This window comes from Nocardia yunnanensis (genome assembly GCF_003626895.1).
Classification (GTDB): Bacteria; Actinomycetota; Actinomycetes; order Mycobacteriales; family Mycobacteriaceae; genus Nocardia; species Nocardia yunnanensis.
The window spans coordinates 1,080,707-1,106,321 of record NZ_CP032568.1 but is presented as its reverse complement, the minus strand read 5'-3'; the positions used below and the strand labels follow the sequence as shown (position 1 = coordinate 1,106,321).

21 protein-coding genes and 4 tRNA genes are annotated in these 25,615 nt (G+C 68.3%); 11 read left to right on the top strand and 14 right to left on the bottom strand.

The window, feature by feature from the left end; all coding sequences use genetic code 11:
• The first annotated feature begins 15 nt into the window (after window positions 1–15).
• Complete coding sequence (locus D7D52_RS05220) at window positions 16–885, top strand: oxidoreductase (RefSeq protein ID WP_120735294.1); 870 nt, start codon at window positions 16–18, stop codon at window positions 883–885.
• Window positions 886–931: 46 nt separating this feature from the next.
• Here D7D52_RS05220 and D7D52_RS05215 read toward each other — a convergent pair whose 3' ends face one another.
• The gene (locus D7D52_RS05215) at window positions 932–2,314 is read right to left on the bottom strand and encodes a salicylate synthase (protein ID WP_120735293.1); all 1,383 of its coding nucleotides are present in this window, start codon (window positions 2,312–2,314) and stop codon (window positions 932–934) included.
• Window positions 2,315–2,463: 149 nt separating this feature from the next.
• Here D7D52_RS05215 and D7D52_RS05210 point away from each other — a divergent pair, with 149 nt between their 5' ends.
• Window positions 2,464–4,833 carry a glycerol-3-phosphate 1-O-acyltransferase gene (locus D7D52_RS05210; protein ID WP_120735292.1) on the top strand — a complete coding sequence of 790 codons (2,370 nt, stop codon included), beginning with the start codon at window positions 2,464–2,466 and terminating at the stop codon, window positions 4,831–4,833.
• Window positions 4,830–6,389 (top strand): HAD-IB family hydrolase, encoded by a 1,560-nt coding sequence (locus D7D52_RS05205; protein WP_342775242.1) that lies wholly within the window; start codon window positions 4,830–4,832, stop codon window positions 6,387–6,389. Before D7D52_RS05210 ends, D7D52_RS05205 begins: the two co-directional genes overlap by 4 nt.
• Here the strand turns inward: D7D52_RS05205 and D7D52_RS05200 are convergent.
• From D7D52_RS05200 to D7D52_RS05180, 6 genes are all read right to left on the bottom strand, one after another.
• Window positions 6,386–7,087 carry a polyprenol monophosphomannose synthase gene (locus D7D52_RS05200; protein WP_120743823.1) on the bottom strand — a complete coding sequence of 234 codons (702 nt, stop codon included), beginning with the start codon at window positions 7,085–7,087 and terminating at the stop codon, window positions 6,386–6,388. The two genes, D7D52_RS05205 and D7D52_RS05200, sit on opposite strands and share 4 nt — an antisense overlap.
• Before the next feature lie 126 nt (window positions 7,088–7,213).
• A complete protein-coding gene (locus D7D52_RS37560) occupies window positions 7,214–7,381 on the bottom strand; it encodes a hypothetical protein (RefSeq protein WP_162958164.1) in 168 nt (55 codons plus the stop codon).
• Between the two features lie 101 nt (window positions 7,382–7,482).
• Window positions 7,483–7,559, bottom strand: a tRNA-Phe gene (locus D7D52_RS05195).
• Between the two features lie 35 nt (window positions 7,560–7,594).
• A tRNA-Asp gene (locus tag D7D52_RS05190) sits at window positions 7,595–7,668 on the bottom strand.
• A 36-nt stretch (window positions 7,669–7,704) separates the two neighbouring features.
• A tRNA-Glu gene (locus D7D52_RS05185) sits at window positions 7,705–7,777 on the bottom strand.
• A gap of 91 nt (window positions 7,778–7,868) precedes the next feature.
• On the bottom strand, window positions 7,869–8,534 hold the full coding sequence (locus tag D7D52_RS05180) for a TetR/AcrR family transcriptional regulator (RefSeq protein WP_120735291.1): 666 nt from the start codon (window positions 8,532–8,534) through the stop codon (window positions 7,869–7,871).
• Between the two features lie 1,180 nt (window positions 8,535–9,714).
• On the opposite strand from D7D52_RS05180, the gene D7D52_RS05175 reads away from it, so the two are divergent.
• The 8 genes from D7D52_RS05175 to phoU all read left to right on the top strand — a co-directional run bounded on the left by D7D52_RS05175 (window position 9,715) and on the right by phoU (window position 17,838).
• Window positions 9,715–9,787: transfer RNA gene (locus D7D52_RS05175), tRNA-Lys, on the top strand.
• 135 nt (window positions 9,788–9,922) lie between these two features.
• A complete protein-coding gene (locus tag D7D52_RS05170; RefSeq protein ID WP_120735290.1) occupies window positions 9,923–10,501 on the top strand; it encodes a DUF937 domain-containing protein in 579 nt (192 codons plus the stop codon).
• A 210-nt stretch (window positions 10,502–10,711) separates the two neighbouring features.
• On the top strand, window positions 10,712–11,695 hold the full coding sequence (locus tag D7D52_RS05165; RefSeq protein WP_120735289.1) for an acyl-ACP desaturase: 984 nt from the start codon (window positions 10,712–10,714) through the stop codon (window positions 11,693–11,695).
• 244 nt (window positions 11,696–11,939) lie between these two features.
• A complete protein-coding gene (locus tag D7D52_RS05160) occupies window positions 11,940–12,713 on the top strand; it encodes an alpha/beta fold hydrolase (protein ID WP_120735288.1) in 774 nt (257 codons plus the stop codon).
• Window positions 12,688–13,560: a hypothetical protein gene (locus D7D52_RS05155; RefSeq protein ID WP_162958163.1), complete on the top strand. Its 873-nt coding sequence runs from the start codon at window positions 12,688–12,690 to the stop codon at window positions 13,558–13,560. Before D7D52_RS05160 ends, D7D52_RS05155 begins: the two co-directional genes overlap by 26 nt.
• An 83-nt stretch (window positions 13,561–13,643) precedes the next feature.
• Complete coding sequence (gene dusB / locus D7D52_RS05150) at window positions 13,644–14,792, top strand: tRNA dihydrouridine synthase DusB (RefSeq protein WP_187703113.1); 1,149 nt, start codon at window positions 13,644–13,646, stop codon at window positions 14,790–14,792.
• A 218-nt stretch (window positions 14,793–15,010) separates the two neighbouring features.
• Window positions 15,011–17,056: an LCP family protein gene (locus D7D52_RS05145; RefSeq protein ID WP_120735285.1), complete on the top strand. Its 2,046-nt coding sequence runs from the start codon at window positions 15,011–15,013 to the stop codon at window positions 17,054–17,056.
• Between the two features lie 110 nt (window positions 17,057–17,166).
• Window positions 17,167–17,838, top strand: a complete 672-nt coding sequence (phoU, locus tag D7D52_RS05140; RefSeq protein ID WP_120735284.1) for a phosphate signaling complex protein PhoU — start codon at window positions 17,167–17,169, stop codon at window positions 17,836–17,838.
• Between the two features lie 83 nt (window positions 17,839–17,921).
• On the opposite strand, the gene D7D52_RS05135 is transcribed toward phoU, so the two are convergent.
• The 7 genes from D7D52_RS05135 to D7D52_RS05105 form a co-directional block, all read right to left on the bottom strand.
• The gene (locus D7D52_RS05135; RefSeq protein WP_120735283.1) at window positions 17,922–19,526 is read right to left on the bottom strand and encodes an MFS transporter; all 1,605 of its coding nucleotides are present in this window, start codon (window positions 19,524–19,526) and stop codon (window positions 17,922–17,924) included.
• A 307-nt stretch (window positions 19,527–19,833) separates the two neighbouring features.
• Window positions 19,834–20,610: a phosphate ABC transporter ATP-binding protein PstB gene (gene pstB / locus D7D52_RS05130; protein WP_120735282.1), complete on the bottom strand. Its 777-nt coding sequence runs from the start codon at window positions 20,608–20,610 to the stop codon at window positions 19,834–19,836.
• A 12-nt stretch (window positions 20,611–20,622) separates the two neighbouring features.
• Window positions 20,623–21,522 (bottom strand): phosphate ABC transporter permease PstA, encoded by a 900-nt coding sequence (gene pstA, locus D7D52_RS05125; RefSeq protein WP_120735281.1) that lies wholly within the window; start codon window positions 21,520–21,522, stop codon window positions 20,623–20,625.
• On the bottom strand, window positions 21,519–22,490 hold the full coding sequence (gene pstC / locus D7D52_RS05120; protein WP_120743822.1) for a phosphate ABC transporter permease subunit PstC: 972 nt from the start codon (window positions 22,488–22,490) through the stop codon (window positions 21,519–21,521). The genes pstA and pstC overlap by 4 nt, the downstream gene beginning before the upstream one ends.
• 115 nt (window positions 22,491–22,605) lie before the next feature.
• Window positions 22,606–23,724 (bottom strand): phosphate ABC transporter substrate-binding protein PstS, encoded by a 1,119-nt coding sequence (gene pstS, locus D7D52_RS05115; protein ID WP_120743821.1) that lies wholly within the window; start codon window positions 23,722–23,724, stop codon window positions 22,606–22,608.
• A 229-nt stretch (window positions 23,725–23,953) separates the two neighbouring features.
• Window positions 23,954–24,850, bottom strand: a complete 897-nt coding sequence (mshD, locus tag D7D52_RS05110) for a mycothiol synthase (protein WP_120735280.1) — start codon at window positions 24,848–24,850, stop codon at window positions 23,954–23,956.
• Complete coding sequence (locus D7D52_RS05105; protein ID WP_120735279.1) at window positions 24,850–25,602, bottom strand: winged helix-turn-helix transcriptional regulator; 753 nt, start codon at window positions 25,600–25,602, stop codon at window positions 24,850–24,852. Before D7D52_RS05105 ends, mshD begins: the two co-directional genes overlap by 1 nt.
• Window positions 25,603–25,615: the final 13 nt, after the last annotated feature.

Genomic DNA, 25,615 nt, shown 5'->3' with positions numbered 1-25,615 from the left:
TCATAGAGTTTGCCTATGGGCGGGTGGAACACAGCGGACATGCCGGACCAGAGCGGCCGGATCATCATCGTCACCGGAGCCACCAGCGGCCTGGGCGAAGCCACCGCGCGCGCCCTGGCCGCGGCCGGGGCGCAGGTGATCATGGCCTGCCGCAACGAGATCAAGGCGCAGGCGGCGGCCCGGACCATGCCCGGGGACGTGCAGATCCGGCAGCTGGATCTGGCCGATCTGAACTCGGTGCGGGCCTTCGCCGACACCGTCGAACGGGCCGACGTGCTGATCAACAACGCGGGCGTGATGGCGGTGCCCAAACTCGCCACGGCCGACGGCTTCGAAATGCAGATCGGCACCAACTATCTCGGCCACTTCGCGCTGACCGGCCTACTGCTGGACCGGATTTCGCAGCGCGTGGTGAACACCTCCAGCATCACCCACGTGATCGGCCGCATCGATCTCGAGGACCTGAACTGGGAGCGGCGCGCCTACTCGCGCTTCGGCGCGTACGCGCAATCCAAGCTGGCGCTGCTGCTGTTCACCTACGAACTGCAACGGCGGCTGACGCTCACCGGCTCCGACAAGCTGTCGGTGGCCGCGCACCCCGGCTACGCCGCCACCGAGATCAGCTCCGAGACCCAGAACCTTCTCGAACAGATTGTCGGACTCGGCAACCGGTTGATCGCGCAGAGCGCCGACATGGGCGCGCTGCCGACCCTCTACGCCGCCACCGCCGAGGTCGAGCCGGGCGCCTACTACGGTCCCGACTGGTTCAACTGGCGCGGCCACCCGACGAAGGTCGGTTCCACCGCCGCCTCCCACGACGAGAAAACCGCCCGGCAGCTCTGGGAGCTGTCCGAGCGGCTGACCGGCGTGCAGTTCCGCGTCTGACGCCCAAGCGCGAGATCCGGTGTCAGGCGCGAGAAGCGGTCCGGCGTCAGGCGCGCACGACGTAGGGCGCGACGCTGTCGAGTTTCTCGCAGGTCTCCTCGAATTCGCGTTCCGGGCGCGACTGGCCGACCACGCCCGCGCCCGCGCGCAACCACGCGCCCGCGCCGGTCTGGTAGACCGCGCGCAGCACCAGCGTCGCCTCCAGCGCGCCGTCCGGTGAAACCGTCACGACCGCACCGGAATACAGGCCGCGCGGGTCGTGGTCGAGGCGGAAGACGGCGTCGACGCCGGCGGCCTTCGGGATGCCCGAGGCGGTGACCGACGGGAACAGCGTTTCCAGTGCGTCCCACGGGCTGCGATCGGCGGCCAGTCGCCCGCGCACCGTGGAGGCCAGGTGCTGCACGCTGCCGCGCTCGCGCACGGCCATGAAATCGGAGACCGCGGTGGTGTCGGGCTCGGCGACGGCCGCGATCTCGGCGAACGAGGTCTGCACCGAGATGGCGTGCTCGACAATCTCTTTCGGGTCGCGCACCAGGTCGGCGCGGGCGGCGGTGTCGATCTCGTCGCCGCGGCCGAAGGCGCGGGTGCCGGCCAGCGGTTCGGTGGTGACCACGCGGTCGCGGTCCACGGCCGCCACCAGTTCGGGGCTGAAGCCCGCGGCCTCGAGGCCGCCCAGCCGCAACAGGAACGAGCGCGCGGGCGTGTTGTGCCGGCGGCCCAGCCGGTAGGTGGCCGGAATGTTCACCGCGAAGGGCAGTTCCACCTTCCGCGACAGGATCACCTTCTGATACTTGCCCGCGCCGATCTCGGCCACGCCGGCGGCGACGCGGTCCCGGTAGCCGGTGGGGTCCGCGGTCACGTCCACGGGGTGGGCGGCCGGGAGCGGACTGCCCTGCGCGGCCGCGATCACGGCGTGAATGTCGCCGGTCTCGGCGGGCGTCGCACCCGCCACCCGCACCCCGGCGGCGTCGATGCGCACCTCGATGCGCGGAATCATCACGTGCGCCAGTGTCGCTCGCGGGTGCACGTGTGCGGTCGCCCCCAGCGACCAGGCGCAGAACTCGAATCCGATCCAGCCGTAGGCAGTGCGTTCCCCGACCGGCAGCCCGGCCAGCGCCCGATCGACGGCCTGCGCGGGGGTGCCGGTCCAGGGCCCGGCGGTGGTGCGCCCGTCCCAGCTGACCCGAAGTTCGTTGGCGTCCAACTCGACTCCGCCGATCGGGTCGGCGGCGAAGACCCAGGCGCCGGGCCGTTCGTACACCACGTATTCGCCGAAGCGATCCGCCGCCGCCAGCGCGGAGACCGCCGCGACCGGATCGGTGACGTGTTCGCCCCACCGCTGCTCCCCCGCGACCCGTACCCGTTCGTCAGCGACCGACACCAGACCTCCAAGGTTATGCTTACCTAACTTGTCGAGTGAGGTTAGCATTACCTTTCTGATTCCGGGGAGCTCCTGCTCGCGACCTCGATCACGCCGCCTCGACATCACGCCGCCGGACGCGAATTGCCCGACCTGCCGCGCCGCCGCGACCGATTGGGCTTCAATGGAGATCAGCGGCTCATGCGGAGGGAACGAAGATGCTCGATCACGACAGCCGGCTTCCCGAAGCCGCGCTCACCGCCCCGCATTCCGTGGTCGCCCTCGTCGACGCCGCCTCCCCCGTCGAACGCGAACTCGTCGGGCACTGGCTGGCCGAAGGCGGCATCACGCAGGAGTTCGGCACCACCGCCCCGGTCACCCAGCTCGATCTCGATCCCGCCGCCGTCACCGACCGGCTGGTCGGGCGCAGCGACGACCCGCTGGTGGTTCCGGTCCGGGTGCTGTGGCTGCCGCCCGAACGAGACGGCGTGCGACGCACCACCTTCAGCGATCTCGTCACCCTCAGCAATCCGCGTAAACCCAACCGCCTGCTGCAGCGGCGGCTGCTCAGCAAGGCCCCCGACCGCCATCTGGTGCTGACCGGCGCGCCCGCCCGGCTCAGCCAGCTGCGCGCCAACAATCCCGGATCCGCCGCCGCCCCCGACACTTTCGGCCGGGCCATCGTGCGCGCGGGCATCGTCGCGCTCGAACGCGCCGAACGCGCGGTGATCGGCGACCGGTACAAGGTGCCGCGGCTGGTGGTCGAGGAGATCCTCGACTCGCCCGAGTTCCTGCGCCGCCTCGAGGCCATCGCCGCCGAGACCGGGCTGGCCGGGCGCGAGGTGTACCGGCGCGCCGAGAAGGGCCTGCGCGAACTGGTCGCCGCCCAGTCGCGGCTGGTGTCGGATCTGTTCACCCAGGCCATGCGGCCGGTGCACGCCTCCACCTGGAAGGTCGACTCCGACGACAGCGGACTGGACCGGTTGCGCACCCTCAATCGGCGCTACCCGCTGGTCTTCCTGCCCTCGCACCGCTCCTACGTGGACGCGTTCGTGCTCGGAGACATCTTGGCGCGCAACGATTTTCCGCCCAACCATGTGGTGGGCGGGGCGAATCTGAAGTTCTGGCCGATCGGGCCGATCGCGCGCCGCACCGGAACCGTGTTCATCCGCCGCAGTTTCGGCGACGACGAGGTGTACAAGGCCGTCGTCGAGGAGTACTTCGCCTATCTGCTGACCAAGCGCTTCAACCTGGAGTGGTACTTCGAGGGCGGCCGCACCCGCACCGGCAAACTCCGCCCGCCGCGCTACGGGCTGCTGAATTACCTTGCGGCCGCGCTGCGTTCGAAACGCATCGACGACGTCATGCTGGTGCCGGTCTCCATCACCTACGAGCGGCTCAACGAGATCGGGGCCATCGCCGACGAGCAGACCGGCGGCAGCAAACAGGCCGAGGGCATCGCCTGGCTGGCCCGCTACGTGCGCAACCAGCAGCACTCCGCCGGGCACGTGTACGTGCGCTTCGGGACGCCGCTGTCGGCGCGCGAGCGGCTGGCCGTGCACGGGGATCCGCTGACGCCGCACCCGAATCCGGATACCGATCACGTCGTCGACGTCGAGCATCGGGCGGTGCAGCGGCTGGCGTTCGAGGTCGCGGTCGGCATCAACGACGTCACCCCCATCACCGTCAACGCGCTCACCACGCTGGTGCTGCTGGGCGTGCACGAGCGCGCCCTCACCCGCGACGAACTGCGCACCGCCATCGCGCCCGTGCTCGGCTACATCGAGTACCGGGATCTGCCGCGCGGCGAGATCACCACGCTGCGTGAGGATCACCGGCTGGCGGTGGTGCTCGAACAGCTCGCCATCGCCAAGGTGGTGACTGTGTACCGCGGCGGGCTGGAACCGGTGTACGCCATCAATGCCGGGGCGCACCTGGAGGCCGCGTTCTACCGCAACAGCGCCGTGCACTGGTTCGTCAACCGCGCCATCCTCGAATTGGCCGTGCTGTCCGCGGTGGAGGCGCCCGAGGGCGATCAGCTGCGGGTCGGGTGGGAGGCCGCCTACCGGCTGCGCGATCTGCTCAAGTTCGAGTTCTTCTTCCCGGAGCGCGCCGAATTCACCAGTCAGCTCACCGCCGAGATGCTGCTGGTCGATCCGGACTGGCATCAGCGCACGGCGGCCGGCACGGTCGGCACCGAAATCCTGGCCAAGCTGGCCGAATCCGGGTTCATGATGGCGCACCGGGTGCTGCGCTCGTTCGTGGACGCGCAACTGGTGGTGGCCGAACGGCTCGCGGCCCGCGATCCGGCGCTCGAGGTCGACCGCAAGGAACTCGTCGACGAATGCCTGCACGTCGGCAAACAGATGCTGCTGCAGCAACGCCTGCACAGCCCGGAATCGGTGTCCTCCGAATTGTTCGGCAGCGCGGTCAAACTCGCCGACAACCACGGACTGCTCACCCCCGCCGAGGACGCCGCCGACCTGGCCGCCCGCCGGGTCCGCTTCGCCGGAGAGCTGCGCGCCATCGGGGCGCGCATCTCCCGCGCGGCCACCCTCGACCCGTCCAACCGGCTGGAAACGCTGTGACGCACCGGATCCGGGGAGACGCGACGGGTCGTCCCGACCGGCCGCTGCGCCGTCCGACCCGGCCGATGCATCGCCCGAGCCTGCCGCTGCGGCCCGGCGTCGGCGTGACCCAGCGGCCGGTCGGGGCGATGGAACTCGAGGAGGCGCTGGAGCGGGTGCGCACCGGACCGCAGGGGCCGAGTGTCGCCGCCTTCTTCGACTTCGGCGGCACCGTGGTCGGCGGCTTCAACCCACCCCCGTTGCCGCGGCGGCTGATTCGCGGCGGCAGCACCCGGGGCGCGCTCACCGCCGGGCTGCTGGGCAGCATTCGCGGGGCCCGCAGCGAGGGCGAATACGAGCGCTTTCTCCAGCACGTCATGTACGGCTGGGCCGGGGTGCCCGAGTCCGATCTGGTCGCGCTCGGACGAGAGATCTTCGCGCACAGCGTGTACGGGCACATCTACCCGGAGGCGTGGCGGCTGGTGCGCGAACACGAGGCCGCCGGGCACACCCTGGTGCTGGTCAGCTCGGTCACCCGCTATCAGGTGGAGCCGGTGGCCGCGGAACTCGGCATCCCGCACACGCTGTGCACCACCATGGCCGTGCAGGACGGGGTGCTCACCGGACATGTGGCGGGAAAGCCGCTGTGGCGCAACGGGAAAGCCGATGCGGTGCGCCGCTTCGCCCTCGTGTCCGAGATCGATCTGGCGCGGAGTTACGCCTACGCCGACAGCGCCGCCGATCTGCCGCTGCTGCACAGCGCCGGGCATCCGGTCGCGGTCAATCCCGATCCGCGGGTGGTGATGGAGGCCGCCGAAAAGGAATGGCCGGTCCTGCATTTCCGGCCGCGGCAGGCGCCCAAGGTCACCGACTACGCGCGCACCCTGGCCGGGTTCGCCGGACTGCTGGGCGGCGCGCTGTTCGGGGTGGCGGCCAAGGCGCACACCAAACAGCGTCGCCAGATGGCGGATTCGATGATGACCCGCGCGGCGGATTCGACCCTGCGCGGCACCGGGGTGCGCGTGCGCGTGATCGGGGCCGAGCACACCCGCGCGCCACGGCCCGCGGTGTTCATCTTCAATCACCAGAGCCAGTTCGACATCGTGGTGCTGGCGGAGGTGCTGGGCACCGGATTCACCGGTATCGCCAAACGGGAGATCACCAAGAACCCGGTCTTCGGTCCGCTCATGCGATTCGTCGAGGTGACCTTCATCGACCGCGCGAATTCGGCGGCCACCCGGGCCGCACTGGAACCCGTGGTCGAGACCCTGCGCGGCGGGCTGTCGGTGGTGATCGCGCCCGAGGGCACCCGCTCGCTCACCCCACGCGTCGGGCAGTTCAAGAAGGGTGCGTTCCACATCGCCATGCAGGCCGGGGTTCCGGTCATCCCGGTGGTGATCCGCAATGCCGGCGAAATCGCCTGGCGCAACTCGGCCGTCGTGCGCAAAGGCGTCGTGGACGTGGCCGTGCTACCGCCGATCGACGTCAGCGGCTGGGATCCGGCCGATATGGACGCCGACGTGGAGCGGGTCCGTCAACTGTTCGTCGACACCCTGCTCCACTGGCCCAAGGATTAGACCGCGCGCCCGAACAGCAGCTTCCACGGCATGGCCGCGGACTCCAGCTGCACCTTCAGGCTCATCTTGGAGGCGCCCTTGGTGCGCTCCTCGAAGCGGATCGGCACCTCGGCGATGCCGATGCCCTTCTTGACCGTGCGGTAGTTCATCTCCACCTGGAACGAGTAGCCGTTCGACTTGATCGAGGCCACGTCGATGGCGCGCAGCGTATCCGCCTTCCACGCCTTGAAGCCGGCGGTCGCGTCCTTGACGCCCAGGCGCAGAATCAGGTTCACGTAGAAGTTGGCCCAGGCCGAGAGCGCCTTGCGGTACCACTTCCACTCGGCGGCGGTGGAACCGCCGGGGACATAACGGGATCCGAGCACCACGCCGGCGTCGGTGGTTTCCAGCTTCTCCAGCATGGCCGGAATGACCTCGGCGGGATGCGACAGGTCGGCGTCCATCTGGATGACGACGTCCGCGCCCTCGTCCAGCGCCTTGGTGATGCCCGCGATGTACGCGCGGCCCAGGCCGTCCTTCTCGGTGCGATGCAGCACGCTCACCACGTTCGGCAGGTCGGCGGCCAGTTTGTCGGCCACCTCACCGGTGCCGTCGGGCGAGTTGTCGTCCACCACCAGCACGTGCAGGTCGGCCACCGGTAGCGCGGTCAGCCGCTCCACCGCCACCGGCAGGTTCTCCCGCTCGTTGTAGGTCGGCACCACCACGGTGACCTTCAAGGTTTGCCCTCCCGCTCGGTCGTTTTCTGGCACCCGAAACCGTACCTGGTCCACCTGAGTGCCTCGTGAGCGCACCGAGCAGGCGCCCTCACCCCCATCACCCAGGCGTCAGGATTCTTCGTCGTCCGAACGCCTATTACGTTCTCGCACAATATCCAACGCCCGCTCCGCTGTCGCCTTGTCCGGATACGGCCCCATCCGCTCCGCGAACCAATGCTGCTTCCCCTGCTCGGCCCGATGATGCTTCAAGCAGTAGTACCACTGATCGTCAGCCATGAATCCAGCATGGCACCAAGATCAGAAAGAGGCTCCCGAAAACACGCGGACGACCCGGAAACGCCGAAAGACCCCATCCACTGGATGGGGTCTTTCAGATCTGGTGGCCAAGGCCGGGATCGAACCGGCGACCTTCCGCTTTTCAGGCGGACGCTCGTACCAACTGAGCTACCTGGCCGTAGGCACCCGATTCGAATGCCAAGCTTTGTACTGCGACCCTGACGGGACTCGAACCCGCGACCTCCGCCGTGACAGGGCGGCGCGCTAACCAACTGCGCCACAGGGCCTTGCTACTTGCTCCGACAACCATGTTTCCATGGTTGTACCCCCTACGGGATTCGAACCCGCGCTACCGCCTTGAAAGGGCGGCGTCCTAGGCCGCTAGACGAAGGGGGCCCGCCGGATCTCTCCGGACCGTTGCTCAACGGCTTCCGTTGGGAGCGGAGATAGCTTATGACAGGCTCCGCGTTATTCCCAAATCAGCTGGTCAGAGTCCCAAGTTGAGATCTTCGAGCTTTGCGGAGACCCGCCAGCCGACGCGACGGAACTCCTCGGTCCACTCCGGTGTCGAGGTGGCGTCCACGATCACCTCGAGCGCCTCGGCGAACCGGGCCCGCAGATCCACCGGACCCGCCAGCACATCGGCGATGTAGCGCTGACCGGCCAGCGCCGCCGCCAGGGTGCGGGTGAAGCGGTCCGGATCCGAGTCGGCGCGCAATTGCTTGTGCTCGGCGGCCTTCACCGCGAGCTGCCGGATGGCGCGCCCGAGAATGCGGCCGCCGCCGGCCTGGATGTCGCGATAGAACTCCGGCTCGATGATGAGCCGGAACTCGGCCTGAATGATGATGTCGTTCTCCAGCCGCAACGCGATCTCGTCGATCATGCCGTGCAGCACGTCGAGCGGACCGAGATCGGTTCTGGCGAGCCACCTTTCGGTCGAAGCCCGATAGCGGTCGACCGCCGCCTCCAATACCGCGCGCGCCAGATCCTCCTTGGAGTCGAAGTGAAAGTACATGGCCCCCTTGGTCGCCCGGGAACCTTCCAATATGCGGTTGAGCGATGCAGCGGCATAGCCGCTCTTCCCGAACTCAACGGCGGCGGACCTGATGATCGCCGCGCGTGTCCGGCGGGCCCGCTCTTGCTGCCGTGCCATGCTCGAAACGCCTCCGAAGCTAGCTAACCGTCGCCGACCGGTTCCCCGGCCTCGACGCAAAGTTACGTGTCTTTCAAATACTTCAAATGGGGCTTCACCCCGAATTACCAAACTTTTGGTACGAAAAAGCGCGAAAAACTTGAAACACACCAACTGGTATAGTTTTTCCCGCCCGGGTGCACCGCAGGGGGTGCGCACCCGGGCGATCACGTCGTATCGGTCCGCCTCCCCGCAGCTTCATGTGATGGAGCCGCGATCGGCCTGACCGGTCGCGACACGTTCGGGCACATCAACGATAAGCCGAATCCCGTGCCGCCGGGGCAATCCCGGTTCTTCGGGAATTCACCAGTCGGTCACCGTACCCGGTAAGCGCACCCAGCGTGAGGTGTACCGGAAAGTCAGTTAGCCAGCATACCTCCTATCCGAAACCGCAATTTCCCAGCAATCGTATGGACGTTTGCTTGGAAACGACGAATTCGCCCATATCCCACCGATGTTCGGCATATCGCTCCCGATCGCCCGCGCCATCCCACGGGACGGCGCATCACCGCCCGACCGACGCCGCCGCCTTCGCGACGACCCCGGCCGGTCCCCACCCCCTGAACCAAATGGCTTGCCAGACATCACCATTGGATGATATTCGCACTCCGGCGTCTCGAAACAAATTGAGTGGCAAGGCGATTGCCGGACCGCCACGGCCCGGACCACCGTGCCCACTCGACGCGGGCCGCCGCGGCCGACGACGGGCGGGCACGACGAAGCGGGCGGGCACGACAAAGCCGCGCCGCCACCACACCCCGCCCACCTTCCGCGCCGGCCCCTGCCATCCCCCGGGCCCACTTGCTCGCGGTGCCGCACCGACCGGTCCGCACCCTCACAGGGCCACATCGTCCCCCGAACACACCCCCGCGACGCCCCGAGCCCGCCCGATCGGCACGACCCGTCACTCCAACGGCACACCCCGTCACCCCCCTCGACACCCGCCCGCGCCCGGGCCGCACGCCACCCCACCCCCGACGGGCCCGCACCCGCCCCGCCCCGGCGTCGGACCACCACCCGCCGCGCCACTCCGACGACCCCGGCCAGACGACCATGACCTGCGCAAACACCGTCTGCCAGAGCACAATCGGATACTCGTTTAACAGTTACGGGCCCGGCACACTACACTGACGTCCCGCACGCCCCTATAGCTCAGTTGGTAGAGCTACGGACTTTTAATCCGCAGGTCCCAGGTTCGAGCCCTGGTGGGGGCACAGCTGTGCGAGGGGCCCGGAAGCATACCGTCGGGCCCCTCGCCACATCCGCGAATGCGTGGCAATCTGTCCGGATTTCACCTACCGTGACCTGAGTAGAGCTTTTCCCGGGATCCATCACCACAGGCGGAGTTCATGACTTCCTTCGATGACCTGCTCTCCCAAGTTCCCGTCGCGCAGATCGCCGAGAAACTCGGCGTCGACGAGGCGACCGCGAAGACCGCCATCGATGCGGCGGTCCCCGTGCTACTCGGCGGTTTCCAGGCACAGGCCGGCAACTCCGACAGCGGTTTGAATCTGGAGCACGAAGTCGCCAGCCAGCCGCACGCTCTACTCGACGGCGGTGTCGATCTGAACCAGGTCGACACCGGCAACGGCAACCAAATCGTCGATCAGACCTTCGGTTCCGACAAGAACACGGTGATCAGCGCGCTCGGCAATGTCGGCGGCAATGCCATCAGCCAGGACCTGATGGGCAAGCTGCTGCCCATGCTGGCGCCGATCGTGCTCGCGTACCTTGGGAAGAAGGCCGCCGGCGGCGGCAACGGCGCGGCCGGCGGGGGCGGGATCGGCGACATTCTCGGCAGCCTGCTGGGCGGGGCCACCGGCGGCAATGCCGGCGGCGGTCTGGGCGACATTCTCGGCAAGGCCGTGGGCCAGAACGCGGGCAATGTGCTCGGCAACGTGCTGGGCGGTTTGCTGGGCAAGAAGTGATCGCACATCCGAAGGTGATGTGCGGCTAACGAACTGCGGCCCGCAGCGATACACCCGTCGCTGTGGGCCGTCGTCTTATGACATCTCTCACCTACCCCGCAATGCTGCGCATGTGAGTTTCACATCACCCTACGGTCACGTAAGGTATGGGCCGCGGCGGCAGGCCGGCGAGGGTACGACAGCACGACGCACGACACGAAGGGCACATGTATGGCAAAGGATCTGACTCAACTCGAGCTACTGCGGGAGTTGGAGCCGGTTGCCGAGGAGAACGTCAATCGCCACCTCTCCCTGGCCAAGGAATGGCATCCGCACGACTACGTGCCGTGGGACGAAGGCCGCAATTTCGCCGCCATGGGTGGTGTCGACTGGGATCCCGAGCAGTCGAAGCTCAACGAGGTCGCCAAGGCCGCGATGATCACCAACCTGCTGACCGAGGACAACCTGCCGTCCTACCACCGCGAGATCGCGGAGAACTTCTCCCAGGACGGCGCCTGGGGCACCTGGGTCGGTCGCTGGACCGCCGAGGAGAACCGGCACGGCATCGTGATGCGCGACTACCTCGTCGTCACCCGCGGCGTGGACCCGGTCGCCCTCGAGCAGGCCCGCATGATCCACATGACCAACGGGTTCGCGTCTCCCACAGAGCAGTTGGAGAGCCTCGACAACGCGGGCTTCCTGTTCTCGGTCGCATACGTGACCTTCCAGGAGCTGGCCACCCGCGTCAGCCACCGCAACACCGGCAAGGTCTGCGACGACCCCATCGCCGATCGCATGCTGCAGCGCATCGCCGCCGACGAGAACCTGCACATGATCTTCTACCGCAATATGTGCGGTGCGGCCCTGGACCTCTCGCCGGACCAGACCCTCGACGCCATCACGCTGATTCTGGAGAACTTCCAGATGCCCGGCGCCGGCATGCCCAACTTCCGCCGCAACGGCGTGCTGATGGCCAAGCACGGCATCTACGACCTGCGCCAGCACCTCGAAGAGGTGGTGAACCCGGTGCTCAAGAAGTGGAAGATCTTCGAGCGCAACGACTTCACCGCGCGCGGCGAGGAGACCCGGGAGCGGCTGGGCAATTTCCTCGAGAAGCTGAGCAAGGACGTCGTGAAGTTCGAGGAGCAGCGGGACAAGATGCTTGCCCGCGAGGCGGCCAAGCGGGAGAAGGAGTTGGCTGCTACCGGCAGCTAGCGGCTGGGGGCTCCGCCCCCAGACCCCCGGTTGAGGGGATGTTCCGGGGGCTCCGCCCCCGAACCCCCAACCAGGCCCCGCGGCGTGACTCGGGAAGACCCGAGCCCTTGAGCCGCGAGTCCGCGTAAAGAGCACGGCCCCTGGGGATTCGAATCCCCAGGGGCCGTATTTTGTGCGCGGGACTCACAGCAATCTCACCGGGGTTCCCCAGGCCCGCCGGGCGCGGGGGACCGAAAATGGATGCATGAGCCTCGAGACCCGGGTCGGCACCGCGAATGCGGTGCTGTTGCACGGGCAACCGGGGGACCGCTCGGATTGGGATGCGGTGACCGCCCGGCTGCCCGGTACGGTCACGGCGCTCGCGCTGGATCGGCCGGGGTATGGGGACAATCCGGAACCCGCGGGATCTCTCGAGGACAACGCGCGCTGGCTGCTCGATCGGCTCGATCGTGAGGGCGTCGAGAATCCGGTGCTGGTCGGGCACTCCTACGGGGGCGGGGTCGCGCTGGCGGTGGCCGGGCTCGCGCCGGAGCGGGTGCGGGGGCTGGTGTTGGTCGCCAGCATCGGGCCCGGCTGCTTGAACAGCTGGGACGGGTTGCTGGCCGCACCCGTCGCGGGTGCGGCGCTTGCGGTGACGGCCTGGTCGGTGCTGCCGTGGCTGGCCCGGAAGGGCATGGGGCACAACCCGTTCGGAGCCGAGGTGGCGACCGCGTTGAACATGCTGGCGGGCGTGCATCATCGGCACGGCCCGGTGTGGCGCAGCTTTCTGACCGAACAGCGCGAGCTGCTACACACGCTGGAACGCTGGACCGCGGGGCTCGCGGAGATCCGGACGCCGGCCCTGATCCTCGCCGATCCGGCCGACAAGGTCGTACCGTTCGCCACCTCCCGCGCGCTGAGCGAGCAGTTGCCCTGCGCCCGAATCGAACTGATCAACGGGGGCGGCCACCATCTGCCGCGGCAGCTGCCCGACGCCGTGGCCGCCCGGATAGGTGACTTTGTCGACTCGCTGGACTGACCCGAACCCTGGCTTCGAGGCGAAGGTGCGCGGCACCCTGCTCGCCGCGCGGCAGCGCGCGCTCACCCAGTTCCACACCGAACGCCGCCACCCGTCGCCCCGGCCGATCCCGCCCGGGCAGCCGCTGTGGCGGCAGGCGGCCGGCGAGGTGCGCTGGTCGTTCACGCCACCGGCGCTGTGGCTCGAGGGCGTCGCCGCGAATGTGGTGCTGTCGGGACTGTTTCTGCTGATCTCGCCGCTGACCCTGCACCGGCACGGATGGGTGGTCATGGTCGGGGTGTACTTCGCGACCTTCGTGCTGGCCGACGTCACCACCACCAACGTGCTGGGCGTCGACGCCGACCAGACGCGCTCGAGCATGGCCGCCGGGTTGCCGATGCACCGCATCCTGCTCGTGAAGAACCTGGCGCTGCTGATCATCGTGGGAGCGCCGACGCTGCTGGCCACCGCGGCCATCAGCATGCGGACCGGTGCGCACCCGCTGCAGCGGACCACCGTCTCGGTCGCCGACGTGGCGCTGCCCATTCTGGCCTGGCTGGGAATCGGCAATGTCGTCTCCACGCTGCTCGCGGTGCGACCGCGCGCGCTCGGCCGACGCTGGGCCGAACGCCGGCAGTGGCGCAGCACCCTGCCGTGGGTGACGCATCTGGCGTTGCCCTACGGGCTCTACTACTTCGTCGCGCCCATCGACGGTCAGCAGCGCGGCGTCCTCGGCTTCCATCTCGGCCGCGGCGTGTCCGCCGTCCTGCGCGCCACGATCCACCTCGGCGTCGGGCTGACGGTGTGGCTGCTGGGCACCCTCCTCGCGGTCGCGGTGGTGCGCCGGCGCGGACTGCGGGTGTGGTGAGATCCGAGCATTCGCTGTGACCCGGGGCACTGGGCGGGGTACGCGGCTCTGGGCCGATCCGCGCCAATGAGAGACTTGACGGCGTGACTGCCTCGCTGGACGCCCCCAAGACCGAGTTGCGAATCGGGCCCTACCCGCTCGATCCGCCGGTCGTGCTGGCCCCCATGGCGGGCATCACCAATGTCGCCTTCCGCACCCTGTGCCGCGAATTCGGCAGCGCCACTTCGCTGTACGTGTGCGAGATGATCACCGCGCGCGCCATCGTGGAACGCAACGCGAAGACGCTCGCCATGATGGCCTTCGGACCCGACGAATCGCCGCGCTCCATGCAGCTCTACGGGGTCGACCCCAAGACGCTCGGCGAGGCCGTGCGCATCGTGGTCGGCGAGGGCTGGGCCGACCACATCGATATGAACCTGGGCTGCCCGGTGCGCAAGGTGACCCGCCTCGGCGGCGGCTCGGCCCTGCCCTACAAGCGGCGGCTGTTCCGCGAGATCGTGCGCGAGATGGTCTCCGCCGCAGGCGATGTGCCGGTCACCTTCAAATTCCGCATCGGCATCGACGACGAGCACCACACCTACCTCGACACCGGGCGCATCGCGGAAGCCGAAGGCGCGGCGGCGGTTTCGCTGCACGCCCGCACCGCCGCCCAGCTGTACTCCGGGCAGGCCGACTGGAGCGCCATCACGCGGCTCAAGGAGACCGTCACCAGCATCCCGGTGCTGGGCAACGGCGACATCTTCACCGCCGACGACGCGCTGCGCATGATGGCCGAAACCGGTTGCGACGGTGTGGTCGTCGGCCGCGGCTGCCTGGGCCGGCCGTGGCTGTTCGCGGAACTGAGCGCGGCCCTGCGCGGTGAGCCGATCCCGGCCGGACCCACGCTGGGCAAGGTCGGCGAGATCCTCTACCGGCATGCCGCGCTGCTCGTCGAGCACGACGGCGAGGACAAGGCCATGCGCGATATCCGCAAGCACATGGCCTGGTACCTGATGGGCTTCCCGGTGGGTTCGGCGCTGCGCCGCCAGTTCGCCACCGTCACCAGCCTGGCGCAGATCGGGGATCTGGTCGGGCAGCTCGACCCGGACGTGCCGTTCCCGGACGACGCGCTCGGACCGCGCGGGCGGCAGGGCTCGCCGCAGACCAAGGTCGCGCTGCCCGACGGCTGGCTCGACGATCCGGAGGACGCGACCGTCCCCGCCGCCGCGGACGTCATGCACAGCGGCGGCTGAGCGCACCGCGACGATTCGATCCGGACGACGCCCGGCGCAGCTCCCGGGCGTTGCGCCGTCACCCTGGCACACTTTCCGGAGCACCCCCTCCGGGTCCCGGAAATACCCGGATAAACCGGCAAAATCGGACCCACCTCGATGGACATATGTTCGAGTGGTTGATCGTGGCGAAATCGTTATCATGGCCCTCGGTATCAAGAGCAAAGTGAGGTTCGTTGGTGGGTGACGATCGGTACGGCCGCACGCCACGGCCCGGAGGTCGCGCCCCCTGGGAGCGCTACCCGGCGGACCCCGACGAGCCCGCGCCCACCGGGCGCCGCGCCCGGCACGACGACACCGGCGCCGCGGCCGCGCCGATCTCGGTCCAGGATCTGGTCGAGCGGGTCGACAGCGAGCGGCAGACCCGCCGCCGGCGCAAGGCGGACGAGACGGACGAAACGACCGGCAGCGCAACGGCTTCGACGCCGCCGCCGGGCACCGGCGCACAGCGCGCGGTCCGCGACACCAGCCACCTCCGGCGCGTCGCCAATGCGCCCGGGACCGGAAGCAACCGGACCGTGCGCCCCGCCGAGCCCCTCACCGACCCCGTCACCGAGGAACTACCCCCGGTCACCGCGGCCACCCCGCCCCCGCCCACCGCGACCGCCGCCCGGGCCAAGGCACTGCTCGGCCGCAGGGTGGCCTCCCCCGCCGACTATCCGACCACCGCCCTGCCCGCCGCCGTCGGCGCCGAACCGGCCAAACGCGTGTCACCGGTCCAGCGGCGGCGCAACCGGCAGCTGCGGATCGCCGGGCGCGCGGCCCTCGCGATGATCGCGATCGTCGCGTTGCTCGTCACCGGCGGCGGCTGGGGTTATCTGCGCGAGAAGGACAACAACTTCACCAAGGTCTCCGCCATCGAGGACAACAACGACGACGTGGTCGACGCCGACGGGCAGACCGGTGACGAGAACTTCCTCATCGTCGGCACCGACACCCGCGCCGGCGCCAACAGCCAGTTGGGCGCGGGCACCCAGGACGATGCCGAGGGCGCGCGCTCCGACACCGTCATGCTGGTCAACATCCCGGCCAACCGGGCGCGCGCGGTCGCCGTCTCCTTCCCCCGCGACCTCGACGTGACCCGGCCGGACTGCGAGGGCTGGGACAACGACAAGGCCGCCTACAGCGGCGTGAAATTCCCTGGGGCCGTAGGCGACAAGCTCAACGCCACCTACGCGCTGGGCGGGCCCAAATGCCTGACCAAGGTGATCACCAAACTGTCGGGCCTGAAGATCAATCACTTCGTCGGCATCGACTTCTCCGGCTTCGAATCCATGGTCGACGTGGTCGGCGGCGTCGAGGTGTGCACCACCAAACCACTGGTCGACGAGGTGCTCGGCACCGTGCTCACCACGCCGGGCAAGCAGATCGTGAACGGTGCCACCGCCCTGGATTACGTGCGCGCCCGCCACGTGTACGGCGAGGAGCGCAGCGACTACGACCGCATCAACCGGCAGCAGCGGTTCCTGTCCTCGCTGTTGCGCAGCGCGCTGTCGAGCAAGGTGCTGATGGATCCGGCCAAGCTCAACGGGTTCATCAACGCCTTCGCCCAGCACTCGTTCATGGACAACGTCACCACCAAAGACCTGCTGACGCTGGGCCGTTCGATGCAGAAGATGCAGGCCGGCAACATCACCTTCCTGACCGTCCCCACCGCGGGCACCACGTCCTACGGCAACGAGATCCCGCGCGAATCCGATATCAAGGCCATCTTCCGGGCCATCATCGACGATCAGCCGCTGCCCGGCGAGAAGAAGACCGACGCCCCCGCCAGTCCCGCGAGCGTCGCACCCGCCCCCAAAGCCAAACTGACGGCGGTGGATCCGAGCACCGTCTCGCTGCAGGTGTCCAACGGCTCGGGGCAGGCGGGCGTCGCGAGCACCACCGCGACCAAACTCGCCAACCAGGGCTTCGGGATCTACAGCACCGGCAACTACGACGGCACCTCCGCCAAGACCACGGTCCGCTACTCCAGCGGGCACGAGGCCGAGGCCGCCACCGTGGCCAGCTCCCTGCCGGGCGCGGTGCTGGAACCGGCGAACGGGCTGGGCAGCATTGTCGAGGTGGTGGTCGGCAGCGACTTCGCGGGCACGGTGAAGGCGCCGACCGCCTTCGGCCAGACGCTGCCCGACACCCCGACCGACGCGGGCGGGCCGAGTGCGGCCCCGGTCACACTCCCCTCCGATCTCGAGCACGTCAACGCCGCCGACGACCTCTGCAAATAGTCGCCCGCCCCGCCCGGCTCAGCTGCGGTGACGTTGCTGGAACCGGGCGGCACCGACGGTTAACCCGCAGTTGGTGACTTGGTCAGCGGTGCGCACTAATGTCTTGACCTATGCGTGTCATCTACAACGAACAAATGGCCGAGCTCGCCGATCTGCTCGGCGGCATGGCCGGGCTCGCCGGATCGGCGATGGAGCGGGCCACCCAGTCCCTGCTCAATGCCGATCTCGAGCTCGCGGAGCAGGTGATCAGCGAATACGACCGCATCGCCGAGATGATCACGCTCGCCGAGGAGAAGGCCTTCGCGCTGCTGGCGCTGCAGGCCCCGGTCGCCGGAGATTTGCGGCAGGTGGTCAGCGCCATTCAGATCGTGGCCGACGTCAACCGGATGGGTGTACTGTCGCTGCACGTCGCCAAGATGACCCGGCGCCGCTTCCCCGCGCACGCCGTGCCGGAAGCCGTCAACAGCTACTTCGCCGAAATGGGCCGGGTCGCCGTGAAAATGGGGGCCACCGCCAAGGAGGTGCTGGAGTCCCGCGATCCCGAGCGGGCCGCCAAGCTCACCGACGACGACGAGGCGATGGACGATCTGCGCAAGCACCTGTTCACGCTGATCATGGACCGCGACTGGCAGTTCGGCGTGGCCTCGGCCGTGGACGTGGCGCTGCTCGGGCGTTACTACGAGCGGTTCGCCGACCATGCGGTGGAGATCGGGCGGCGGGTGGTGTTCCTGGTCACCGGCGTGCTGCCGCCGGACCCGGACTCCGAGAAGGAGAGCATCTAGCCCTCCAGGGCCGCTCAGGGGCAGACCCTGAAACGCCAAGGGCCCCAGGGCAGAAGCCCCGGGGCCCGTTTTCGGATGGCCGGTCAGTCCTCGTCGGATTCGCGCCAGCCCATGAGGACGGATTCGCCCTTCTCGACCCGCCATGGCAGGGTCGCGGCGACGATGAGCGCGCAGACGGCCAGGGTGCCGACCGCCACATACGAAGCGGCCTCCGCGCCCTGCATGGCCGCGACCTTCATGGCGTGGATCAGGTCCGTCTTGGCCGGGGCCAGGAGCGGATTCACCGGGGCCTTGATGATCTCGATGACGCTGATCGGGGTATTGCTCGCCAGGTCCTTCTGGCGCGCGTTCATGATCTGGCTCGGGATGGCGTCGATCTTGCCGCCGATGCGGTGGGCGTAGACCGAGGTCATGATCGAGCCGAGCAGCGCCACGCCCAGCGCGCCGCCCACCTCGCGGGTGGTGTCGTTGACCGCGGAGCCCGCGCCCGCCTCCTCGACCGGCACCGCGCCCATGATGGATTCGGTCGCCGGACCCTGCACCACCGCGAACCCCAGGCCCATCAGGATCATCGACACCACGACCGGTCCCAGATACGGGGTGTCGACGGTCGTCTGTCCCGCCAGGTACATGGCGACCGCGAGGATCAGCAGTCCCGACACCAGCATGGCCGTGGTGCCCAGCCGCTGCGCCAGCATGGTCGCGATGGGCGCGCCGAAACCGACGGCGACCGCGAAAGGCAGTGAGTGGATGCCGAATTCGAGCGGGGTCAGCTCCTTGACGCCCTGGAAGTACTGGGTGATCAGGAACAGGAAGCCGAACGCCGAGAAGTAGGACACCGTGATCGCCAGCGACGGCAGCGCGAAGCGGCGATTGCGGAACAGGCGCATGTTCAGCACCGGCGTCGGGGTGCGCAGCTCCCAGGTGACGAACACGGTCAGCAGGATGATCGAAACCAGGTAGCCCGCAAGGCTTTGCGCGGCGAACCAGCCGTGCTTGGGCGCCTCGATGATCGACCACACCAGGGCGGTGATCGCGGCCAGCGACAGCACCACGCCCACCCGGTCGAGCCGATCCACGTGCGGCGCACGGGATTCCGGCACGGTCACCAGCACGGCCGCGATGGCCGCCAGCGCCACCGGCACATTGATCCAGAACACCGAATGCCACGAGAAGTACTGCAGCAGCCAGCCGCCGATGGTCGGCCCGATGGCGACGGCGATGCCGGCCATGGCGGTCCACAGCGCGATGGCCGCGGCGCGTTCGCGTTTGGCGGTGAAGATATTGGTGATGAGCGCCAGCGTGGCGGGGAAGACCACCGCCGCGAACACGCCCATGCCGGCGCGGGCCGCGATGACCTGGCCGAGGCCCGAGGACAGGGCGCCCGCCGCCGACATAACGGCCACGCCGGTCAGGCCGATGATCATGAATCGCCGCCGCCCGTACCGGTCGCCGAGGTGTCCCATGGCCAGCAGCAGCCCGGAGAAGGCCAGCGTGAACGCGTCCACGATCCACTGCAGACCGCTCATATCGGCCTGTAGCTGCACCGCCATCGACGGCAGGGCCACGTTCACCAGCGTGTTGTCCAGCACCACAAGCAGTTCCGCGAGACAGATGGCGACCAGCGCCGCCACCTTCGCCCGCTGCGACAGCCCCGTCGCGGTCCGTCCGGATCCCAGGCTCGCCATTGAGACGGTCATCCGACACCTCCTTACTAAACCGATCGGTTTACCAGCAATGTCAGAGTAACCGTGACCGACGGTTGCACACAATTGCCCGCAGGCCATATGACGGACGCCACAAAGAAACGGCCCCTGCCAAAGACAGGGGCCGTCGACGCCGAATGGCAGGTGACAACTGATCTCGTGCCGACCGGGGTAACTCCCCGGGTACCCCCGAAATTGGCTCGGCTACCAACCGGCGGCACGCGTGCGTGACTATCCACGGCTCTTTGCCGGGCGCTGAAGGCTCGGAGAGGCGGGACAGCGAGTCTGTTTATCCGAAGCGGCCGGAGATGTAGTCCTCGGTCTGCTTCTGCGACGGGTTGGAGAAGATCTTCTCGGTCTCGTCGATTTCGATGAGTTTGCCGGGCCTGCCCTGGGCTTCCAGGTTGAAGAACGCCGTCTGGTCACTCACGCGCGCGGCCTGCTGCATGTTGTGGGTGACGATGACGATGGTGAACTCCTTCTTCAGCTCGGTGATCAGATCCTCGATCGCGAGCGTGGAGATGGGGTCCAGCGCCGAACACGGCTCGTCCATGAGCAGCACGTCCGGCGACACCGCGATGGCGCGGGCGATGCACAAGCGCTGCTGCTGACCGCCGGAAAGGCCGCCGCCCGGCTTGTCGAGGCGGTCCTTGACCTCGTTCCAGAGGTTGGCGCCGCGCAGCGACTGCTCGGCCACCTCGTCCAACTGGCCCTTGTTGCGCACACCCTGCAGCTTGAGCCCGGCCACCACATTGTCGCGAATCGACATGGTGGGGAACGGGTTCGGCCGCTGGAACACCATGCCGATGGTGCGGCGCACGCCGACCGGATCGACCTGGGAGCCGTAGATGTCCTCGCCGTCGAGCAGCACAGCGCCCTCGACGCGGGCCTCCGGGGTCACCTCGTGCATGCGGTTGAGCGCGCGCAGCACGGTCGACTTGCCACAGCCGGAGGGACCGATGAACGCCGTCACGCTGCGCGGCAGCACGGTCAGACCGACATTGGCGACGGCATGGAACTTGCCGTAGTAGATATTGAGGTCTTTGACGTCAATTCGCTTGGCCATCAGTCTTTCCTTCTATCGATTCCGCGTCAGCAGCTTGTTGACCGCTGCGGCGGCGGCGTACAGCAGCGCGATGATCAGGATCAGGGTCAGCGCCGCACCCCAGATGCGCTCGCGGCCGGCGGGCTCCGGGTTGGACAGCTCCTGGTACATCAGCAGCGGCAGCGAGGCCATATTGCCGTGGAAGACATCGAAATTGATGGCCTTCGAGTACCCGACCAGCACCAGCACCGGGGCGGTCTCACCCATGACGCGGGCGACGGCCAGCAGCATGCCGGAGATCATGCCGGGCGCGGCCGTCGGAATGACGATCCGCACAATGGTTTTCCACTTCGGAATGCCGAGAGCGTAAGAGGCCTCCCGCAATTCGTCCGGCACCAGCTTGAGCATCTCCTCGGTGGAGCGCACCACCACCGGCAGCATGAGCAGCACCAGCGCCAGCGACACCGCGAAGGCGCTCTGCGGGTTGCCCAGGGTCGCGATCCACAGCGCGAAGATGAACAGCGCTGCCACGATCGAGGGCACACCGGCCAGGATGTCCACCATGAAGGTGGTGGTCTTGGCCAGCCAGCCGCGCCCGTACTCGACCAGGAAGACCGCGGCCATGATGCCCAGCGGCACCGCGATGACCGCGGCGATGCCCGCCTGCACGATGGTGCCGTAGATGGCGTGATAGACGCCGCCGGCATGCGAATCCGGCAGCACGCCGTTCTGCGACTTCGTGAACCAGCCCGACCGGGTGAGCGCGGCCGCGCCCTTCTGGACCACGGTCAGCAGCACCCACAGCAGCGGCACCAGGGCCAGGCCGAAGCACAGCCACACCACGCCGGTGGCGAGATTGTTCTTGATCCGGCGCGCGGTACTGACATGCCGGAAGGTCGGCGCCTTGATCGGCTTGTCGAGCGTGGCGGTCATCCGTTCACCTTCCCGCCGGCGGCCAGCCGAGCCAGTGCGTTGACGACGAACGTCAGAGCGAACAACACGAAACCGGCGGCGACGTAGGCGCCGGTCGGCAGCTTGGAGCTGAATTCCGAGGCGGAGGCCGCGATTCGGGAGGCGAAGGTGTAGCCGCCGTCGAACAGCGACCAGTTCGCCGGCTTGGGCGAGGTGCGCAGCACGATCAGCACCGCGATGGTCTCACCGAGCGCGCGGCCCAGACCGAGCATGGAACCGGCGATCACACCCGAGCGGCCGAAGGGCAGCACGGTCAGCCGCACCACTTCCCACTTGGTCGCGCCCAGCGCCTGCGCCGCCTCGATCTGCGAGCGCGGGGTCAACCCGAACACCTCCCGGCTGACCGAGGTGATGATCGGCAGGATCATCACCGCGAGCACCACACCCGCGGTGAAGATATTGCCGCCGCCGGAAATGCTGACATTGCCGTCGGAGAACAGGAACAGCCAGCTCAGGTGCTTGTTCAGGAAGGCCTCGAAGGGGCTCAGCTTCGGGGCGACGATGAGAAAACCCCACAGGCCGAACACGATCGACGGCACCGCCGCCAGCAGATCCACGATGGCCGAGAACGGCCGCGCCAACGACTTCGGCGAATACTGCGTCAGGAACAACGCGATCCCGACACCGATCGGCACCGCGATCGCGAGCGCGAACAACGAGCTCAACACCGTGACCGTGAGCAGGTCCTTGATGCCGAAGTGCAGGTTGTCGTCGGTCTTGACGTTGAAGTCGGTGGTGGTGAAGAAGTTCGCCTTGTTCGCCAGGATCGAGGGCCACGCCCTGATCAGCAGGAACAATGCGATCAGGGCGATGGCGGCGACGATGATGCCACCGGCGGCCGTGGCCGCCGAGCGGAACGCGAACTCCGCGCCGAACTTGGTGGGTGCGCCGCGCCCCGCGGCCGGTTTGGTGCTGGGTTCGGTCGGCATCAGCGCAGTATCCCCCGGCCGTTGGGCACGGTCATTCGTCGGGTCGGTCGAAACGGACACACCCGAGAATGCGGTTTCGTCGTGCACGGTCATCGTGGTTGTTTCGATCAGGCGATCACTGAATGGCGTTGATCGCGGTGGTGAGCTTGGTCTTGAAGGCGTCCGGCAGCGGCACGTAGCCGGCGTCCGCGAGACCGGTCTGGCCGTTGCCGACCGCGGAGGTCAGGAACGCCTTGACGGCCTTGGCGGTGTCGGCGTCGCTGTACTTCGAGCAGACGATCTCGTAGGTGGCCAGCATGATCGGGTACGCGCCGCCGGTGGTCGGCTTGTAGATCGAGCTGTTGTCCAGCACCAGGTCGTTGCCCTCGCCCTTGACCTTGGCGGCGTCGACGGCCTTGGCGGCGGTCTCGGCGGTCAGGTCGACCGGCTTGGGGTCGTTGGAGGTGGCGGTGGTCAGCACCCGCACGGTGGACAGCTTCTGCGCCTTGGCGAAGGACCACTCGGTGTAGGTGATGGTGAACTTGGTGGTCGAGACCGCGGCCGAGGTGCCGTCCGAGCCCTTGACGCCCTCACCGACGCCGCCGTTGAACGCCTTGCCCGCGCCCTTGGCGTAGCCGCCGGCGGCGGTCAGGTACTTCTGGAAGTTGTCGGTGGTGCCCGACTCGTCGGAGCGGTAGATCACACCGATCTTGTCCGAGGGCAGCTTGTCGGCCTTGTTGGAGTTCAGGGCCTTGATCGCGGGATCGTTCCAGGCGGTGATGTCACCGGAGAAGATCTTGGCGATGGTCGGCGGGTCCAGCACCAGGTCGTCGATGCCCGGGATGTTGTAGGCGACCGCGATCGGGCCGAACACGGCGGGCAGGTTCCAGGCCGGGCTGGCGCAGCGGGCGGCGGCCTTGTCGGTCTCGCCCTTGGCCGGATCCAGCGGGGAGTCCGAACCCGCGAAATCGGTCTGGTTGCCGAGGAAGTCGTTGACGCCGGCGCCGGAGCCCGAGCCGGTGTAGTCCAGCTTCGCGCTGGAGCAGTTGGCCTGGTAGGCGGCGACGAAACGGTCCATCGCGTTCTTCTGGGCGGTGGAGCCGCTGGCCTTGAGCGAGGACTTGCCGCCGCAGGCGACATCGATCTTGGCGGCGCCGTTGGCAGAGCTGTTGTTGTCACTGCCACAGGCGGACAGGGTCAGGGCGCCGGCCGCGGCCAACACACCGAGCAGGGCGCTACTGCGCTTGAGATTCACCAATTCCTCCGGGAATCACGATGCACGTCCAACCCCTCAACGGTCGGACGGGCGCGAGGTGGCGGCTGTTCGCTGCGAACTAGCGCACCGGGCAGCGGTTCGCGGCCCACTTGCAACGTAGGGGCGGCTGGTTGACAGTTGGACCTGGGCAGGTGAACTGAAGATGAACAACCCCACCCGATTCCGGCGCATGTCGTGTGACATTAGCCGCACTGTTGCGGAGTGGAATTTACGGCGCGCCGGAGTACGCGACGTCGATGTGGAACCGGGTGAATCCGAGCCGGGTGTAGGTGTGCACGGCCGCGGTGTTGTCGCCCTCGGTGTAGAGCAGCACCGCGTCCAGGCCGCGCTCGGCGAGGTAGTGCAGGCCCGCCAGCGTGAGCAGCCGGCCCAGGCCGCGACCTTGGGCGGCGGGGTCGATGCCGACCACGTAGACCTCACCGATCGGCGGGTTCTCGTCGGAATGCACCTTGGTCCAGTGGAATCCGAGGATGCGCTCCGGCGCGGCGGGATCGACCGCGAGGAACAGGCCCTTGGGGTCGAACCAGGATTCGGCGCGGCGGGCGGCGATATCGGCCGTGGTCCAGCCGCCCTGTTCGGGATGCCAGGAGAAGGCCGCGTTGTTGACGCGCAGCAGTTCCGCGTCGTCGGAGGGGCCCGCGTAGGTGCGCAACTCCAGGCCGTCCGGCACGGACAATTCCGGTAGCTGAGGGTTCGCCAATCCCTTTCGCATTTGCCACAATTCACGCGAAACGGACAGGTTCAGCCGGGCTGCCACGGCCCGAGCGGGCGGCAGATCACCGTGCGCCCAGACTCGCGCGCCCGGACCCCCGGCCGTCAGCGCGGCAGTCACCAGACCAGCGCCGACGCCCCGGCCACGCGCCACCGGATCGACCGCGACCTCCGCCATCGCCGGGTGTTCCCCGTGCGCCGGAACGAGATTCGCGTACCCGGCCACCGCGCCGTCGCGAATGTCCACCAGATGGCGTGCGGGAGAATCGTTTCCGAGCGAGAGCACCGCCTGTTCCGACACCGGGGCCACCCCGTCGGCGGTCGTGGCCCGCTCCAGCAGCTCCTTCACCTCCGCCGCGGTCTCGGGGGACAGCCGGTCGGTAAAGGAAGCCATCAGAGCGTGCCGTTCGCCGTCGTCAGTTCGGAATCGTCGCCATCGGCGTCGGGGAAGGTGACCGCGTCGCCCTTGCCGGAAGTGCGGGCCGGGCGGACCGCCTTGTAGCCGACATTGCGCACGGTGCCGATCAGCGACTCGTATTCGCTGCCCAGCTTGGCGCGCAGGCGTCGCACGTGCACGTCCACCGTGCGGGTGCCGCCGAAGAAGTCGTAGCCCCAGACCTCCTGCAGCAGCTGCGCGCGGGTGAAGACCCGCCCGGCGTGCTGGGCGAGGTACTTCAGCAGCTCGAATTCCTTGTAGGTCAGATCGAGCGGGCGGCCGCGCAGCCGCGCGGTGTAGGTGCCCTCGTCGATCACGAGCTCACCGAGGGTGATCTTGCCCGTGTTCTCGGGACTGGCCACACCGCCGTTGCGCGCCACCAGTAGTCGCAGCCGGGCGTCGAGTTCGGCGGGGCCGGTGCCGGGCAGCAGGATGTCGTCCAGCCCCCAGTCCGCGTTCACCGCGACCAGGCCGCCCTCGGTCAGCACCGCCACCACCGGCACCGAGGATCCGGTGCTGCCCAGCAAACGGCACAGGCCGCGCGCGGCCGCCAGGTCGGTCCGGGCATCCACCAGCGCCACATCGGCGGAACCCGCCTCGAGCAGGGACGCCACCTCGGTCGGCGCGGGCCGCACATGGTGCGGCAGCAACGCCAGCGACGGCAGTACCGCCTCGGGGTTGGGGTCGGAGGTCAGCAGGAGCAGCTCCATCGGGGCCCTCCAT